Annotated in this window: 14 protein-coding genes; 3 read left to right on the top strand and 11 right to left on the bottom strand. The window is 71.3% G+C overall.

Annotated features, from left to right (window positions below):
- Positions 1-9: 9 nt before the first annotated feature.
- Entirely contained in the window at positions 10-654 is a 645-nt protein-coding gene (locus tag ACFHWS_RS07495) for a maleylpyruvate isomerase family mycothiol-dependent enzyme (RefSeq protein ID WP_416552514.1), read from the bottom strand.
- Between the two features lie 123 nt (positions 655-777).
- Between ACFHWS_RS07495 and ACFHWS_RS07490 the strand changes: the two genes are divergently transcribed.
- Positions 778-1,785: a sigma-70 family RNA polymerase sigma factor gene (locus tag ACFHWS_RS07490; RefSeq protein WP_416567878.1), complete on the top strand. Its 1,008-nt coding sequence runs from the start codon at positions 778-780 to the stop codon at positions 1,783-1,785.
- A 356-nt stretch (positions 1,786-2,141) separates the two neighbouring features.
- Here ACFHWS_RS07490 and ACFHWS_RS07485 read toward each other — a convergent pair whose 3' ends face one another.
- From ACFHWS_RS07485 to ACFHWS_RS07475, 3 genes are read right to left on the bottom strand one after another with little or no spacing between them, the layout of a single operon-like run.
- The gene (locus tag ACFHWS_RS07485; protein ID WP_416552510.1) at positions 2,142-3,038 is read right to left on the bottom strand and encodes a carbohydrate ABC transporter permease; all 897 of its coding nucleotides are present in this window, start codon (positions 3,036-3,038) and stop codon (positions 2,142-2,144) included.
- Positions 3,035-3,964: a carbohydrate ABC transporter permease gene (locus tag ACFHWS_RS07480; RefSeq protein WP_416552508.1), complete on the bottom strand. Its 930-nt coding sequence runs from the start codon at positions 3,962-3,964 to the stop codon at positions 3,035-3,037. The genes ACFHWS_RS07485 and ACFHWS_RS07480 overlap by 4 nt, the downstream gene beginning before the upstream one ends.
- A 9-nt stretch (positions 3,965-3,973) precedes the next feature.
- Positions 3,974-5,257 carry an extracellular solute-binding protein gene (locus ACFHWS_RS07475; RefSeq protein WP_416552506.1) on the bottom strand — a complete coding sequence of 428 codons (1,284 nt, stop codon included), beginning with the start codon at positions 5,255-5,257 and terminating at the stop codon, positions 3,974-3,976.
- Positions 5,258-5,517: 260 nt separating this feature from the next.
- Between ACFHWS_RS07475 and ACFHWS_RS07470 the strand changes: the two genes are divergently transcribed.
- Entirely contained in the window at positions 5,518-7,143 is a 1,626-nt protein-coding gene (locus tag ACFHWS_RS07470) for a glycoside hydrolase family 43 protein (RefSeq protein WP_416552504.1), read from the top strand.
- A 13-nt stretch (positions 7,144-7,156) separates the two neighbouring features.
- On the opposite strand, the gene ACFHWS_RS07465 is transcribed toward ACFHWS_RS07470, so the two are convergent.
- The 5 genes from ACFHWS_RS07465 to ACFHWS_RS07445 form a co-directional block, all read right to left on the bottom strand.
- Complete coding sequence (locus ACFHWS_RS07465; RefSeq protein ID WP_416552502.1) at positions 7,157-7,915, bottom strand: beta-ketoacyl-ACP reductase; 759 nt, start codon at positions 7,913-7,915, stop codon at positions 7,157-7,159.
- Positions 7,916-8,015: 100 nt separating this feature from the next.
- Entirely contained in the window at positions 8,016-9,290 is a 1,275-nt protein-coding gene (locus ACFHWS_RS07460) for an MFS transporter (protein ID WP_416552500.1), read from the bottom strand.
- A 46-nt stretch (positions 9,291-9,336) separates the two neighbouring features.
- Positions 9,337-9,612, bottom strand: coding sequence for a ubiquitin-like small modifier protein 1 (locus tag ACFHWS_RS07455; protein ID WP_416552498.1), 276 nt, complete (start codon positions 9,610-9,612; stop codon positions 9,337-9,339).
- Between the two features lies 1 nt (position 9,613).
- The gene (locus ACFHWS_RS07450; protein ID WP_416552496.1) at positions 9,614-10,714 is read right to left on the bottom strand and encodes an exo-alpha-sialidase; all 1,101 of its coding nucleotides are present in this window, start codon (positions 10,712-10,714) and stop codon (positions 9,614-9,616) included.
- A 114-nt stretch (positions 10,715-10,828) separates the two neighbouring features.
- Positions 10,829-11,359 carry a hypothetical protein gene (locus tag ACFHWS_RS07445; protein ID WP_416552494.1) on the bottom strand — a complete coding sequence of 177 codons (531 nt, stop codon included), beginning with the start codon at positions 11,357-11,359 and terminating at the stop codon, positions 10,829-10,831.
- Between the two features lie 346 nt (positions 11,360-11,705).
- Here ACFHWS_RS07445 and metH point away from each other — a divergent pair, with 346 nt between their 5' ends.
- Positions 11,706-15,353, top strand: a complete 3,648-nt coding sequence (gene metH / locus ACFHWS_RS07440; protein WP_416567914.1) for a methionine synthase — start codon at positions 11,706-11,708, stop codon at positions 15,351-15,353.
- A gap of 27 nt (positions 15,354-15,380) precedes the next feature.
- Here metH and ACFHWS_RS07435 read toward each other — a convergent pair whose 3' ends face one another.
- On the bottom strand, positions 15,381-16,271 hold the full coding sequence (locus ACFHWS_RS07435; protein ID WP_416567877.1) for a hypothetical protein: 891 nt from the start codon (positions 16,269-16,271) through the stop codon (positions 15,381-15,383).
- 48 nt (positions 16,272-16,319) lie between these two features.
- Entirely contained in the window at positions 16,320-17,228 is a 909-nt protein-coding gene (locus tag ACFHWS_RS07430; RefSeq protein WP_416567876.1) for a phosphatase PAP2 family protein, read from the bottom strand.
- Between the last annotated feature and the right edge of the window lie 37 nt (positions 17,229-17,265).

Genomic DNA, 17,265 nt, shown 5'->3' with positions numbered 1-17,265 from the left:
CCGACCAGGTCAGCGCCGGTTTGCCGACCGGCCGGTGAACCGGTCGGCGGCGTCGCCGACGAGTCGGCCCGGCGGGAGGCGACGGCCGGACAAGACCAGCAGCAGGTCCTGCGCCGTCCCACGCACCGGCGTTCCAGTGCCGTGCCGCCAGTCGAGATCGGTGGCCTGCAACTGGACGCCGGTCAGGTCGGTGCCGAAGTAGGCGATGCTGCGGGGCCGCAGCCCGACCAGCACCAGGGACAGCCGGTCGAGCGGCACCCGGTGGCCGAGCCCGAGTCCCACGGTGATGTCCAGACCGTGGATGACCTCGTGGGCGAGCGCCCCGGCCGGGCCGCCGCCGGGCGGTGTCCACGGGTGGGTGACGTTGTCCCGCAACGCGGCCAGCAACTGCTCGGGCGACATGGCGGCAGCGTCGCGTCGTGCGCTGCGGTCGGCCATCCGGTCGAACCGGCCACCGGCGCGGACCAGGTCCAGCATCATCCGGCCCGGTGAGGTACGGAAGGCCATGGTGATGTGGGCGACCACCTCACGTACCCGCCAGCCGGCGCACAGCGTCGGCCCGTCCCACTGACCCGGGTCAAGTTCGGCGAGCAGCGTCACCAGGTCGCGGCGGTGCGCGACGACCGCTGCCCGTACCTCGTCGGTGTATTCCATGATTCGTCCCTCCGTGACCGACGCGACAATCGCGCCCTCCGAGGGTGTACGGCGTGGGCCGGCGGAACTCATCGGTCGTCGCCGGATCTGCCCGGCCTGGCGGTGGCCCGTATCGTCGGGCGGGTGGCACCGACCTCGACCAGCGACGCGGAACGGCTGGAGCCGTTCCGCGTCGAGTTGACCGGCTTCTGCTACCGGATGCTCGGCTCCGGTTTCGAGGCCGAGGACGCGGTCCAGGAGACGTTGGTCCGCGCCTGGCGTTCGTTCGACCGGTACGACGGGCGGCGCGGCTCGCTGCGCACCTGGCTCTACTCAATCGCGACCAACGTCTGCGTCGACATGCTGCGCAGCGCGCAGCGGCGGGCGTTGACCATGGAAATCGACCCGGCAGCGCAGGCCGGTGGCGGCCTCGGCCCGCCCGTACCGGAGCGGGCCTGGGTGCTGCCGGTCCCGGACGACCTGGTCGTGCCAGTCGACGCGTCCCCGGAGAGCGTGGTGCTGCAGCGGGAGTCGCTGCGGCTGGCGTTCGTCGCCGCGCTGCAGCACCTGCCGCCCCGGCAGCGGGCGGTGCTGATCCTGCGCGACGTGCTCTGCTGGCGGGCCGACGAGGTCGCGCAGCTGCTGGACAGCAGCGTCGCGTCGGTGACCAGCGCGCTGCAACGGGCGCGGGCGACGCTGCGCACCGCCGCCCCCGACCCGGGGGAACCGCTGCGACCGTCCGACAGCCGGCAACGCGACCTGCTCACCCGCTACTGCACGGCGTTCGAGCAGCATGATGTCTCGGCCCTCGTCGCCCTGCTGCGCGAGGACGCCACGATGTCCATGCCGCCGTTCCGGTGGTCGCTGCGGGGTCGCGAGCACATCCGGACCGCGTTGCTCGACCCCCGGTCGGGCTGTGCCGGTGCACGGCTGCTGCCGACCGCCGCGAACGGCTCCCCGGCGTTCTGGCAGACCCGGCCTGGCTCGACCGGGCACGCACCGTTCGCCCTGGTCCTGCTCGACGTGCTGGACGGCCAGGTCACTGGTATCACCACGTACCTCGACGCCGATCGACTGTTGACGCTGTTCCGGCAGCGACCGTCGCGGGACACTCACGGTCCGGTGGCGCGGGTCGGTCAAGCCAGACGATGACGACTGACGCGAGACGGAGTACCTGTACCGGGAGCCAACGGTCGTGAGTTCCGCCGACGGATCGCGGAAACGGAAGACAGGTGGGCACGCTCGCCCTGCGGGCCGGAGAGGGTGAGTGCCTCGGCTGGTTGAGCGTCGGCGCTTAGATGCCGGTCGCGGTCGGGGTGGGAGGTCGCACAGATCTCCAGGCCGGGGACGGAGTTGTCCAGCTCGACCCGGACCGGCAGGGCCTGGTAGCGGCACTCCAACCGCGGCGGTACGGACAGGATGCCGGCGATTCCGGCACGTACCGGTTGGCGTTGATTCCGCGTTGCAGCGCCAGGGCCGCCTGCGCGGCGGTCATCCGGGTCGCCCGGTCAGCCTTTGGTGGCACCGGCGGTGAGGCCGCCGATCAGCTGACGTTCGGCGATCGAGTAGAAGGCCAGCGCCGGGACCATCGCCAGCACGACGTACGCCAGTACCTTGGCACTGTCGTCGGCGTACTGGCCCTGGAACTGCTGCACACCCACCGGGATGGTCCACCAGTTCGGGTCGTTGAACACCACCAGCGGGAGCATGAAGTTGTTCCAGCTGGTCACGATGGCGAGCACCGACACGGTGGCGATCGCCGGCCGGGCCATCGGCAGCAGGATCCGCCAGAAGAAGCCGAACGGTGTACAGCCGTCGAGGATCGCCGACTCCTCCAGTTCACCCGGTATCGCCCGGAAGAACGACCGCAGGATGATGATCGTCACTGGCAGGCCGAACGCGGCCTGCGGCAGGATCACCCCGAGCGGATGGTCCAGCAGACCCATGGTGCGCAGCAGGATGAACAGCGGCAGGATGGCGACCGCGAACGGGAACATCAGCCCGATCGTGAAGAACAGGAACAGCAGTTCGCGACCCCGGAACGCGTACCGGGCGAAGACGAACGACGCCAGCGCCGCCACCCCGACCACGATCACCGCAGTGGCCAGCGCGATCAGCGTGCTGTTGAACAACTGCCGCCAGAACGATCCGGAGATGAGAATTTCGAGGTAGTTGTCCGGAATCCACGGCGACGGCAGACCGAACGGGTCGGTGGACAGCTGGCGGTTGTCCTTGAACCCGCCGAGCAGCGCGAAGGCGATCGGGACGACGATGATCAGCCCCACGATGATCGAGACGGCGTGCAGCGACAGGACCCGCGCGGGGCCGGGCGGCCGCGACGTCGGGCTGCCACCCTGGTTTCCCCGTTCCGGCCGGGTCCGCGGGGTCCGAGTCGGGGCGCTCATCGCTGGTCCCCCATGGTGGTCATCGCTCCTTCGAGATCGCGGCGCAGGACGAAGCGTTGGTACAGGACCGCGAAGGTCAGGCTGATCAGGAACATCGCGATGCTGATCGCGCTGGCGTAGCCCACTTCGAAGCGCCGGAACCCGTACTGGAACATGGTCACCGCCATGGTCTCGGACGCGTTCAGCGGGCCGCCGCCAGTGAGCACCCAAACCAGGTCGAACAGCTGGATGCTGCCGATCACGGCCAGGAACATCGAGATCCGGATGGTCGGGGCCAGCAGCGGCAGCGTGACATGCCGGAAGATCTGCCAGCCGCCGGCACCGTCGGTCGCTGCCGCCTCGTGTAGTTCCCGGGGGATGTTCTGTCTGCCGGCGAGCAGCAGGATCATGTGGAAGCCGAAGTACTTCCAGGTCATCACCAGGAACACCGAGTACAGCACGGTCGACGGGTCGGACAGCCATGTCGAGCTCAGGCTCTCCAGCCCGATCAGGCCCAGCACGTGGTTGGCCAGGCCCCGGTTCGGGCTGAAGACCATGGTGAACAGGACCGCGGTGATGACCTCGGACAGCACGTACGGGGCGAAGAACAGTACCCGGTAGACCGCCCGGCCGCGCAGCTTCTGGTTCAGCAGCAGGGCCAGCCCCAACGCCAGCGGCAACTGGACGGTGACCGACAGCACCACCAGCAGGGCTCCGCGTCGCAGGTCTCCGATGAAGACCGGGTCGTCGAGCAGCCGGACGAAGTTGTCCAGTCCGATGAAGTCGGTAGGTACGCCGCCGAACCCGTTCCAGCGATACATGCTGGTGTACGCCGCGACCAGGATCGGGGCGACGACCAGCGCGCCGAACAGCACCAGCGCCGGCAGCAGGAACAGGGCGATGGTGATCCGGTCGCTGATCCGGCGACGTCTCAGGCTGCGGTCCATCGTCGCCGGTCAGCGCTGCGCGACAACGGTGACGGCCTCGGCGACCTGCTCCGGGGTCATCTGCCCGGCGATCAGCTCGGCGACCCGGTCGTTGACCTCCTGGCCGACCGCCGGGGCGTACGCCTGGTCCAGGTAGAGCTGGAAGTTGCTGGCGTTGGCCAGGGTATCGGCGACGGCAGCGAGGTTGGGGTCCTCGATCGCGTCCTCGGCACCGATAGTGACCGGCAGGATCGCGCCGGTTGCGGCGGCCCGGCGCTGCTTGTCCACCTGGCTGATGAACTCCAGGAACCGGATCGCGTCCGGCGAGGCGTCGCGGCCGATGGTGAACCCGCCGCCGCCACCGAACGCGTCGGACGCCGATCCTTGACCGCCGTCGACCGCCGGGAACGGGAAGAAACCGAGGTCGGTTCCGAGCCCGCCCTCCACACCTGATGCTTCTTCCTGGACGACGGGGGCCCACTGGCCCATCAGCTCCATCGCGACGTCGCCATTGCCCATCGCGGCGGCCTGGCCGTCGGGTTCCCCGTACGACGCGCCGAGGAAACCCTGCTGGAACGGTTCGAGGGCGACCAGTTCGGCCAACCGTTCGCCGGCGCCGATAAACGCCGGGGTGGTGAAATCGTCGTCCTCGGCGGCCTGACTCAGCGCCTCGATGCCACCGATGCGCATCGCGAGATAGGCCCAGTAGTAGTGGCCGGGCCACTTCTCGCCGCCGGCCAGCGCGATCGGTGTGATCCCGGCGGACTTGAGCCGGCCGACGACCTCGAGGTACTCGGCCCAGGTCTGCGGCGGCGCGGTGATGCCGGCGTCGGCGAACAGTGCCTTGTTGTACCAGAAGCCGACCATGCCGATGTCGAACGGGACGCCGTGAAGTCGTCCGTCGATCTCGTACGGCAGCGTCGAGGCCGGCTGCAGGATATCCCGCCAGGGGGCGACCGCGTCGGTGATGTCCTGGCACAGCCCGGCCTCGACCTGCTGCCGAAGCACGCCACCGCCCCAGGTGTGGTAGATGTCCGGCGGGTCGCCGGCCTGGGTGACCGTGGTCAGCCTGGCCTTGAACGCCTCGTTCTCCAGCGGGGTGATGGTGATGCCGACGCCTTCGTTCTGCGCCTGGAACTCCTCGGCGAACGCCGCCCAGACGGGCAGCATCGGGTCGGTGTTCTGGATGTGCCACCACTCGATGCCCGCACTGTCGCTTCCGGAGTCGCCGCACCCGCCGAGCGCGACCGCGCCGGCTCCGAGGCCGGCGAGGCTCAGCAGCGTACGGCGGGAAAGGTGGATCGGTGTCGCCATGTGCCGTCCCCTCAGGTAAGCAGCGGGCCTGGTCCCCACCCACCGCTGGATGCCGAGCAATCGACCAGTGTCACCGAAAATTTCACCTGCGTAACGCCAATGAACTGGTGACGTTGCGCACGCTACGACGGCGTTACCGCCCGGTCAAGACCCGATCTCCAAACAGCGACCGTCGCCAACGGACCACAGAAGCCTCTACGGGTGGCATACTTTCCGGAAACCTGCCGAAGCTTCCGAGAGCCGAGCCCGGAGGACCACCGATGCCGACCGACACGACCGACGTGGCCACCTCGGCCCGGGTTATCACCAATCCCGTGCTGCGCGGGTTCTACCCCGACCCGTCGGTGCTGCGCGTCGGCGACAACTACTACCTGGCCACGTCGACCTTCGAGTGGTACCCGGGAGTGACCCTGCACCACTCTCGGGACCTGGTGCACTGGCGCCCGCTCGACGGGATCCTCACCGAACGACGGCTGCTGGACCTGACCGGTGCCGGGGATTCGTGCGGGGTGTGGGCACCCGACCTGACGTACGCACACGGACTGTTCCACCTGGTCTACAGCGACGTTGCCAGCTTCGCCAGTGGCTACTGGGACCCGCAGAACTACCTGATCACCGCCCCGTCGATCGGCGGCCCGTGGTCCGACCCGGTGCCGCTGCACGCCCACGGCTTCGACGCGTCGCTGTTCCACGACGACGATGGCAGCACCTGGCTGCTGGCGATGACCGCCGACTGGCGGCCGGGGCGCGACCGGTTCGGCGGCATCGAGATCCAGCGCTACGACCGCGACGCCCGGCGGCTGGTCGGCGACCCGGTCACCATCTTCACCGGTACGCCGACCGGGCTCACCGAAGGCCCGCACATCTACCGGCACGGCGGGTGGTACTACCTGGTCACCGCGGAGGGCGGCACCAGCTGGGAGCACCAAGTGACGGTCGCCCGGTCCCGCGCCCTGCTCGGGCCGTACGAGGCCGACCCGGCCGGACCGATGCTCACCTCGGCCGGTCGCCCCGAACTGACCCTGCAGAAGGCCGGGCACGGCAGCCTGGTGCAGACCCAGCGCGGCGAGTGGTACCTCGCCCACCTGGTCGGTCGGCCCTACACCCCACTCGGGCGGTGCGTCCTCGGCCGGGAAACCGCGATCCAGCGGATCTACTGGTCCGCCGACGGCTGGCCGCGGGTCGCCGGCCAGATCCCGGCCGAGCAGGTGCCCGCCCCTGACCTGCCGGCGCACCCCTGGCCTGCCGAGCCGTCCACCGACCACTTCGACACCGCGACCCTCGGCCCGCGCTGGTCGACCCTGCGCCGACCGGCCGGGCCGGACTGGACCGACCTGACCAGCCGCCCGTCACACCTGCGGATCGTCGGCGGCCAGTCCCCGGTCGGACGGCAACGTCCCAGCCTGGTCGCCCGCCGGGTGACCGCACCGAACTGCGTCTTTGAGACGCTCGTCGAGTTCCGCGCGGCCACCCCCCGCCAGCTCGCCGGGGTCACCGGCTACTACAACACCGAGAACTGGCACTACGCCTACCTGACCCGCGCCGACGACGGTCGCCAGGTGCTGCAGCTGCTCAGCTGCGACAGCGGCCGCCGACAGTCCCACCCGCAGGTCAGCGTCGACGTCACCGACATCGCGCGGCTCGGGCTGCGGGTGGTGTTCGGCGGCCCGGTGCTGCGGTTCGGCTACCACCGGGGCGACCACTGGCGCGAGCTGCCGGTCGAGCTGGACGCCACCATCCTGTCCGACGAGTACGCCGCCCGGATGACCGACGGCGAGCCGGAGGCATGGGGCTTCACCGGCGCGTTCGTCGGGCTCTGGGTGCAGGACATCGGCAACGACGGCGGGTACGCCGACTTCGACCACGCCACCTACCGGGAGCTGTGAGCGGCGGGCCGGTTTACCGGGCACCACCGTTGACGTACAGCGTCTGCCCGCTGACGTAGGACGCGTCCTCGCTGGCCAGGAAGGCGATCACCGAGGCGATCTCGGCCGGCTGGCCGACTCGGCGCAGCGGCGTCTGCTCCGCGACCTGCCGGCGGTGCTCGTCCGGGTCGACCCCGATCCGGGCGGCCACCGCCGCGGTCATCGACGTCGCCACGAAGCCGGGTGCGACCGCGTTCACGTTGATCCCGTACGGCCCCAGTTCGATCGCCAGGGTGGCGGTGAGCCCCTGCACGCCGGCCTTGGCGGCGGCGTAGTTGACCTGGCCACGGTTGCCCAGCGCCGACCGGCTGCTCAGGTTAACGATCTTGCCGTAGCGGGCCGGCACCATGTGCCGCTGCGCCGCCCGGCAGCAGTGGAACATGCTGGACAAATTGGTGCGCAGCACTGCGTCCCAGTCGTCGGCCGGCATCCGGAACAACAGGTTGTCCCGGGTGATCCCGGCGTTGTTGACCAGGATGTCGAGCCGCCCGTGCGCGTCGACCGTCTGGTCGACCATCGCGTCGACGGCGACCGGGTCGGTCACGTCACAGCCGACCGCGACCGCGCTGCCGCCGGCCGCGACGATCTCGTCGACCACCGGACCGGCCCGCTCGGCGGTCAGGTCGACCACCGCCACCGTGGCGCTCTCGGCGGCCAACCGCCGGGCGGTGGCTGCCCCGATACCCTGCGCGGCTCCGGTGACCAGGGCGACCCGGTCGGCGAATCTGTCCATTGAAGCGGCTCCTTCGGCGCTGGGGTGAACCGGCGGGGGTGTTCGCCGGTGCGGACCCTCGGGTCGGCGCAGACCATTGTGCCCGGTGCCGGGGGTCCGCTCACGGGGTGGGATCCCGGGCGTCGTAGTGGGCGAACGTCGGCTGGTGGCGGGCCAGCGCCGCCAGCACCACCAGGCAGGCCAGGCCACCGGCGACCGCCGCGACCGCCTCACCGGTCAGCTGCGCGGTGGTGCCGAGCACCAGCTGGCCCAGCTGCGGGCCACCGGCGACCACCACGATGAACACCCCCTGCAGCCGGCCGCGCAACGCGTCCGGCGTCGCCGCCTGCAGGATCGTCATCCGGAACACCGAACTGACCGCGTCCGCCGCGCCGGCCAGCAGCAGCACCGCCACCGCCGCCCAGAGCAGCGGATGCGCGCCACCGCCCGGCCCCGGCCCTGGCGCCGCCACGACGATCAACCCGAACACGGTGATCGCCACCGCCCAGCCGGCCACCGACACCAGCACCGCCAGGCCCTGCCGGCGCACCGCATCCAGCGGCCCGGAGAGCAGGCTCGCCGCCATGGTGCCGCCGGCGATGCCGGCGGTGAGCAGCCCCACCGTGGTGGCCCCGCCGCCGAGCGCGGTCGCGCCGATCGCCGGGAACAGCACTCGGGGCATGGCCAGCACCATCGCCGCCAGGTCGACCAGAAACGTCATCCGCACGTTCGGCCGGGTGCCGAGGAACCGCAGGCCTTCCCAGACCGAGGCGAGCCCGGCCCGGCGGACCTCGCCTTCCGGTGGGATCGACGGCAACGCCACCAGGGTGGCCAGGGCCACCGCGACCAACGCCACCTCGATCAGGTAGGTCCCGGGGTAGCCCCACCAGCCGACCAGCACCCCGGCCAGCAGCGGCCCCGCCGTGTATGCCACACCCATGGACAGGTTGGACAAGGCGTTCGCCGCCGGCAGCAAGCCGATCGGCAGCAGCCTCGGCACGATCGCGGTACGGGCCGGATTGTTGATCGCGAACAGTCCGTTCTGCGCCGCGACCAGGCCGTACAGCAGCCCGACGCTGCCGACGTCGAACAGCGCCTGCCCGGAGAAACCCACCCCGACCAGGAGCAGGCCGGTGGAGGTGGCGACCACCACCCGCCGCCGGTCGTGCGCGTCGACCACCGCGCCGCCGTACAGGCCCAACGCCACCAGCGGCACCAGCGCGAAAAGCCCGACCAGGCCGACGTGGAACGTGGTGCCGGTGAGGTCGTAGACCTGCAGACCGACCGCCACCGTGGTCAGGCTGGTGCCGATGCCGGACAGCGAGGCACCGAGCCACATCCGGCGGTACGGCGCGCTGGCCCGCAACGGGCCGAGGTCGATCAGGAGACTGGGCACCCGTGGATCATGCCCCGTGCCGCCGCCCGCAGTGACGTGTGCCGGGTCACCCGCCAGCGACCGACGGGACCACCTGTACCTGGGCACCGGCCGAGACCGGGGTGTCCAGGCCGCCGCTGTGCCGGTGGTCCGCACCGTCGACGTAGATGTTCACGTACCGCCGGATCTGGCCCTGCTCGTCGCGGATCCGGCGGGCGAGTCGCGGCCAACGGCGGGTCACCTCGTCGAGGACCGCCCGCAGCGTGCCGTCCGCGTCGATGGTGAGCCGGGCCTGCCCACCACTGTCCGCCCGCAGCGCGCCCGGCACCAGCAGCACCACCATGTCACACCACCGCGGCCCGGACACAGAGCACGTCCGGCAGGCCGGTGGCGACCGGCTGCCAGGAGTCGCCCTCGTCACGGCTGGCGAACACGTCCCCGCTACGGGTGCCGAAGTAGACCCCGGCGGTCGGCGCGTCGTCGGTGGTCAGCGCGTCGCGCAGCACCGCCGGATAGTACGGATGCTGCGGCAGCCCGACGGTGAGCGGCTGCCAGGTGGCGCCGGCGTCGGCGGACCGGAACACCCGGCACCGGTCGTCGACCGGGAACCGCCGCGAGTCGGCGACCAGCGGAAACGTGTAGATCACCCCGGACCGGTGCGGGTGGGCGGCGATCGGGAAGCCGAAGTCGCTGGGCAGGCCGTCGGCGATCGACGACCAGGTGGCGCCGGCGTCGTCGGAGCGGTAGACGCCGTGGTGGTTCTGCGCGTACAGCCGGTCCGGGTCGACGGCGTCCCGGGCCACCTTGTGCACACACTGGCCGAACTCGGGCCACTCGTCGGGCAGGAAGTACGCGCGGATGCCGGTGTTGCCGGGTGCCCAGCTCGCCCCGGCGTCGGCGGAACGGTAGACGCCGCCGGTGGACATGGCGACCAGCATGGCCGCCGGGTCCCGCGGGTCGGGCAGGACGGTGTGGATCGCCTGGCCGCCGAAGCCGGCCTCCCACTGCGGCCGGTGCGGGTGCTCCCACAACGGCCGGACCAGCTCGAAGCTGGCCCCGCCGTCGGTCGACCGGAACAGCGCCGAGGGTTGGCTGCCGGCGTACACCACGTCGGGTTCGGCGGCCGACGCCGGCGTGAGCTGCCAGACCCGTTCCAGGGTGGCCCCGGTGCCGGCCGGGAAGGCGACCGGCGGCTGCTCCGGCTCGGACCAGGTGTGCCCGAGGTCGTCGCTGGTCGCGACGCTGGGCCCGTAGTGCGAGCTGGCGACCGAGGCGAGCAGCCGGGGCGCCGCCCGGCGTTTGTCGATCGCCACCGCGTACACCGCGGTCATCGGGAAGTGCGGGCCGCTGACCTGCCAGCCGCGCCGGTCGTCGGTGCTGGTCGCGAGGAACAGACCCTTCTCCGTGCCGATCGCGAGCAGCGCCCCGGTATGCGGTGTCCCCATCGATTCCTCCTGGTCACCTCTGGTAACCGGCCGGCGACGTCGCCGGCCGGAACCGGAGTATGCCGAGGCGGACCGACAATTCAGGTCAGGTCAGCTGGGGTGGCGAGCCCGGCGTCAGTCGGGATCGGCCGAGCGGGCGAAGCCGTACCGCTCGGCGTGGTCGGGATCGGCCGGGTCGATCTGGCGCAGCCCTTCGTCGGCCAACCGCTTGTTGATCTCGTCGAGGTGGTCGCGGACCAGCCGGGCCTCCTCATCGGTGGTCTTGCCTCGGTGTGGTTTGCCGGCGTGCTCCAGGGTCGCGTAGTCCACCCGCTCGACGGCCTTGCGGCTGGTCTTAGCCGGTTTGACCCGCTCTGCGGTACGCAGCAGCTGGGCCATCGGCGCGTCGGTGGCGAGCGAGTCGAACTCGCTGGCGGTCAGTACCACCCGACGCGGTTCGCCATCGCCCTGTCCGTCGTGGATCTCCACGACGGCGACGTCGAGCGCCGCGTCGTCAATGCTCTCCACCTCGTCCGGCCGGGCCTCCAGCCGCACCGGACCGGCGACCAGGTCGGGATGTTCGAGGACGACGATCCGTACCAGCTCGTCCGCCGAGTCCAGCACGGCACCGCTGAAATCGGAGACGTACACCGTCTTCCTGCCCATGTCGATAGATCTCCCGTCGGTCCGGATGGCTGCCGGCGTCCGCTGGCGGCGGAGCCGGTCACCGAAGCTACCCGACAGGTGTGCGAAGACCGCAACAGCCTGGTCACTGTTGTGTCCGACCGGGCCGGCTAGAATCAGCCGGGTGACCGGACCGGGCCACGGGTAGGATCATCACGAGGTCGAGAGGCGCTGCGACGGGCCGCGAGAAGCCCGCCACGCTCGGCCACGATCACGGCCCCTGATTGGGCGTGACCACCAGACAAGGGCGCCTCCGAGCTACCAGCGGAGGTGTCAGGTGAAGCATTTGTCACGCACCAGCGACAGCGAGCGGGCGCTGCGGGAGTTGCTGAGTCAGCGGATCGCGGTGCTCGACGGTGCCTGGGGCACCATGTTGCAGGGTGCCGGTCTCACCCCGGCCGACTACCGTGGCGACCGGTTCGGCGACCACCCCCGCGACGTCACCGGCGACCCGGACCTGCTCAACCTGACCCGCCCGGACGTGATCCTCGACGTTCACCGGCAGTATCTGGCCGCCGGCGCGGACATCACCACCACCAACACCTTCACCGCGACCAGCATCGCCCAGGCCGACTACGGTCTGGAGGCGTACGTGCCGGAGATGAACCTGCGCGGCGCGCAGCTGGCCCGGCAGGCAGCCGACGAGTTCGGCGGCCGGTTCGTGGCCGGCTCGGTCGGCCCGCTCAACGTCACGCTGTCGCTGTCGCCCCGGGTGGAGGATCCGGCCTACCGCGCCGTCACCTTCGACCGGGTGAAGGCAACGTACGCCGAGCAGCTGGCGGCGCTCGCCGAGGGCGGCGTCGACCTGCTGCTCATCGAGACGATCTTCGACACGTTGAACGCGAAGGCGGCGATCGCGGCGGCCCGCGAGGTGGTGCCGCAGCTGCCGCTGTGGATCTCGGTGACCATCGTCGACCTGTCCGGGCGGACCCTGTCCGGGCAGACCGTCGAGGCGTTCTGGCGCTCCGTCGAGCACGCCCGGCCGCTGGTCGTCGGGGTGAACTGCTCGCTCGGCGCGGAGGAGATGCGCCCGCACGTGGCCGAGTTGGCCCGCATTTCCGACAGCTATGTCGCCTCCCACCCGAACGCCGGTCTGCCGAACGCGTTCGGCGGGTACGACCAGACCCCCGACGAGACCGGCGCGATGCTGGCCGACTTCGCCGACAGCGGAATGGTCAACCTGGTCGGCGGGTGCTGCGGCACCACGCCGGCGCACATCACCCGGATCGCCGAGGCGGTCGCCGGGAAGGCACCGCGGCCGGTGCCGCAGCCGGCGCGGACCAGCCGGTTCAGCGGGCTGGAGCCGTTCGAGATCGGCCCGGACACCGGGTTCGTGATGATCGGTGAGCGGACCAACGTGACCGGGTCGGCGAAGTTCCGCCGGCTGATCGAGGCCGGCGACTTCCAGGCCGCCGTAGACGTGGCGCTGGACCAGGTCCGGGGCGGGGCGAACCTGCTCGACGTCAACATGGACGCCGACCTGCTCGACAGCGAGCAGGCGATGGTGACCTTCCTCAATCTGATCGCGACCGAGCCCGAGGTGGCCCGGATCCCGATCATGATCGACAGCTCGCGGTGGAGCGTGCTGGAGGCCGGCCTCAAGTGCGTACAGGGCAAGGCCGTGGTCAACTCGATCAGCCTGAAGGAGGGCGAGGAGGTCTTCCTCGACCAGGCCCGCAAAATCCGCGAGTACGGGGCCGGGGTGGTGGTGATGGCCTTCGACGAGCTGGGCCAGGCCGACACCACCGAACGCAAGGTCGACATCTGCGCCCGCGCGTACGACCTGCTCACCGGGGAAGCCGGGTTCGACCCCACCGACATCATCTTCGACCCGAACGTGCTGGCCGTCGCCACCGGGATCAGCGAACACAACGGGTACGCCAAGGCGTTCATCGACGCGCTGCCGCTGATCAAGCAGCGCTGCCCGGGTGCCCGCACCAGCGGCGGCATCTCCAACCTGTCGTTCTCGTTCCGGGGCAACGACGTGGTCCGCGAGGCTATGCACTCGGCGTTTCTGCTGCACGCCGTGCGGGCCGGGCTGGACATGGGCATCGTCAACGCCGGGCAGCTCACCGTCTACCAGGACATCCCGGCCGACCTGCTGGAGCTGGTCGAGGACGTACTGTTCGACCGCCGCCCGGACGCCACCGACCGGCTGGTGACCTTCGCCGGCACCGTCTCCGGCTCCGGCACGAAGCGCGCCGTCGACCTGTCCTGGCGGGACGCCCCGGTCGCCGGCCGGCTGTCGCACGCGCTGGTGCACGGCATCGTCGACTTCATCGAGGCCGACACCGAGGAGGCCCGCCAACTGGCGGCCCGGCCGCTCGACGTGATCGAGGGGCCGTTGATGGACGGCATGAAGGTCGTCGGTGACCTGTTCGGCTCGGGCAAGATGTTCCTGCCGCAGGTGGTCAAGAGCGCCCGGGTGATGAAACGGTCGGTGGCCTACCTGGAACCGTTCCTGGAAGCAGAGAAGGAACAGGCCCGGCAGGACGCCGAGAACGCACCGGCCGGGCAGGAGACCACTGCCGAGGGCGGTGGGGAACGCGGGCCGGGCACCGTGGTGCTGGCCACCGTCAAGGGCGACGTGCACGACATCGGCAAGAACATCGTCGGGGTGGTGCTGGGCTGCAACAACTACCGGGTCATCGACCTCGGGGTGATGGTGCCGGCCGCGAAGATCCTGGACACCGCGGTCGCTGAGAACGCCGACGCGGTCGGGCTGTCCGGCCTGATCACCCCGTCGCTGGACGAGATGGTCACCGTCGCCGGGGAGATGCAGCGGCGTGGGCTGAAACTACCGCTGCTGATCGGCGGGGCCACCACCTCCCGGCAGCACACCGCGGTGCGAATCGCACCGGCGTACGACGGGAGCACCGTGCACGTGCTCGACGCGTCCCGGGTGGTCGGGGTGGTCTCCGACCTGCTCAGCGCCGACCGGGTGGAGCAGTTCGACAGGGACAACCGGGCCGAGCAGGACCGGCTGCGCGAGCAGCACACCAACCGACGGCAGCCGCTGCTCACCCTAGCCCAGGCCCGGGCCAACGCGGAGCCGGTGTCCTTCGAGGATCTGCCGGTGCCGGCGTTCACCGGCGTACGGTACGTCGAGCCCGGCCTCGACGAGCTGCGGCCGATGATCGACTGGCAGTTCCTCTTCCTCGCCTGGGAGCTCAAGGGCAAGTACCCGGCGATCCTGGAGCAGCCGGTCGCCCGTGAACTGTTCGACGACGCCAACGCGATGCTCGACCAGATCATCGCCGACGGTTCGTTGCGGGCCCACGGCGTCTACGGCTTCTGGCCGGCCCACTCCGAGGGCGACGACCTGGTCATCGCCGCCGGACAGGCCGACCCGCCGGGCGGCGGCACCGACACCGACCAGCCGGTACGGATCCCGATGCTGCGCCAGCAGACCACCAAACCCGCCGGGCGGCCGAACCGCTGCCTCGCCGACTACGTGGCCCCGGCCGGGGACCACCTCGGTGGCTTCGCGGTGGCCGTGCACGGCGCGGAGGAGCTGGCCGCCGGATACGAGGCCGCTCAGGACGACTACCGGGCGATCATGGTGAAGGCGTTGGCAGACCGGCTGGCCGAGGCGTTCGCCGAGCACCTGCACCTGCGGGCCCGACGGGACTGGTACGAGCCGGACGCCGACCCGGACGTGGCCGACCTGCACGCCGAGCGGTTCCGGGGAATCCGGCCGGCGCTGGGCTACCCGGCCAGCCCGGACCACAGCGAGAAGTCGCAGTTGTTCGACCTGCTGGACGCCGGGCGGGCCGGCATCGAGCTGACCGAGTCCGGAGCGATGACCCCGGCGGCCAGCGTCAGCGGCCTGCTCTTCGCCCACCCGGCGTCGCGGTACTTCACCGTCGGGCGGATCGGCCGGGACCAGGCCGAGGACTACGCGGCCCGGCGTGGGATGCCGCTCGCCGAGGTGGAGCGCTGGCTGCGCCCCAACCTCGGCTACGAGACCGACTGAAACCGCACCGCGCGGGCTGGGGAGGAGTCAGCCCGCGGCAGTGAGGTCCGAGCAGTCCGTCTCGTCCGGCAGCAGCGGGCGCAGGGTCACCGTCCACCGCTTCCCCGCCGACGTCCACGGGGTGGCGGTCGTCGCGTCCGCCGCTGCGGACCGCAACTCCTCCAACGCCTCACCGGTGACCGTCACGCAGCCGAGATCGAGCGTCTCGGACAGCGATTCGCCGGGCAGTTCCGGGCCGGGCCAGGCCACCTCCGGCTGGCTGGCGTCGACGGGCTCGTCAACCGCCACCCACGGCTCGGCGACCGCGGCGATCGCGTGCGCGACGTACGGCTCGGAGTCCTCCGGTGCCGCGCCGACACCGCCGGACAGCTCGGTGAGCGAGTCGGCGAAGTCCCGCAGCCTGTCCCGGGCGGCGATCTGCTCGTCGGTCAGCCCGGCGTCACCCGAGGCGTCGTCGGACAACGCGTAGACCTCGAGTTGTTCGACGCCGTTGTCGGTCAGCACCGTGAACCGGGTCGACGTCGCGTCGGCCACCGGCGGCCGGCCCAGGTCCTGCTCGGTGCCGACCCCGGCGGCCAGCGCCTGCTTGACCAGCTCGTCGACCTGCTCCGCGCTGATTGTCTGCACCTGCAGGTTCGGCATGGCCGGACCGGGGTAGACCAGGATAGTGGGGCCCTGGGTGATCACTCGGCCGTCGGCGTACACGCTGACCACCGGTAGCCGGGTCAGCAACGCCGCCGGCATGGTGAAACCGCCGGTGTGGTCCACCCGCAGGACCAGCGTGTCGGCCGGCAGCGACGACCCGCCGGCGGTGCCGCCGGTGGACGAGTCGGTGCCCGGGTTCTGTCCGCACGCGGCGGTGAGCAGCAACAGGGAGGCGGCGGTGGCCGCCGCCCGTACGCCTCGAAGAATCGTCATGTCTGCTGAGACGTCACTTGTTCCCGATCGGTTCCACCCCAACCCGGTTCAATTCCCACCCGCCGGATCCGGGCCGGTGGACGCCGAGGCCGGTACGGCGTAGCCGGCCGTCCCCAGCACCAGGGCCATGGTGACCGCTGCCGTGCCGGCGATCCCCGCCGCGCTGCCCGCGTACGCCACGAACAGCCGCCGACGGCTCAGCGCCTCCAGCGGCAGCCCGGTCACCTGGTCGGTCACCGCCATCGCGGCCCCGGCCGCCGCCAGCAGTCCGACCCCGGCGAGCAGCAGCAGCGCCAGCGACATCGGGTGGTGTCCGCTCGGGCGCAGCTCGTCGTCCGGCGACCGGGCCAGCGTGAGTGCGAGCATCCCGGCCGCCGCCCACCCCCCGACGACCAGCAGCGCCGCCACCGCGTCGCTGGGCCGGTGCCAGCCCGCGGACAGGGTGGCGACCCCGGCGGCCGCCGCGTAGCCGGCACCGGCGAGGGCCCCGATGCCGCGCAGCGCCGCCGGCAGTACCAGGACCAGCGCCACCGCGACCGAGGCGGCTACCGTGGTGTGCCCGCTGGGCAGGCTGTTGGCCGAGTTCGCGTCGACCGGATCGACCCCGAGCGACGGCCGGGCGACGGCGTACTTGACCCACTGGGTGGTCAGGTTGGAGCCGGCGATCACCCCGGTGGCGACCACCGCCAGCAGGACCCGGCCCCGGATCAGCGCGATGAACCCGATCACCCCGGTGGCCAGGGCGAGCGAGGCCACCGAGACCACACCGAGCACGGTGTTCGCCGGCCCGTACGCCTCGTCCTGGCCAATCGAGTTGCCGGTCAGCGCGATGGTGTCCAGCCACTGGCCGCGCCAGGTCCGCACGAAGACCCACCAGACCACGCCGAAGGCCGCGGTCTGGCCGGCGGCCAGCAGAAGGCACCAGACGCCCAGGAACACCGCGCCGCGACTGCGCATGCCGTCACGGTAGCCGCCCGGCCCGGCTCCCGCGCTC

Source organism: Micromonospora sp. LOL_013 (assembly GCF_048060315.1).
Lineage (GTDB): Bacteria > Actinomycetota > Actinomycetes > Mycobacteriales > Micromonosporaceae > Micromonospora_E.
This window is presented reverse-complemented; position numbering and strand designations above follow the sequence as displayed.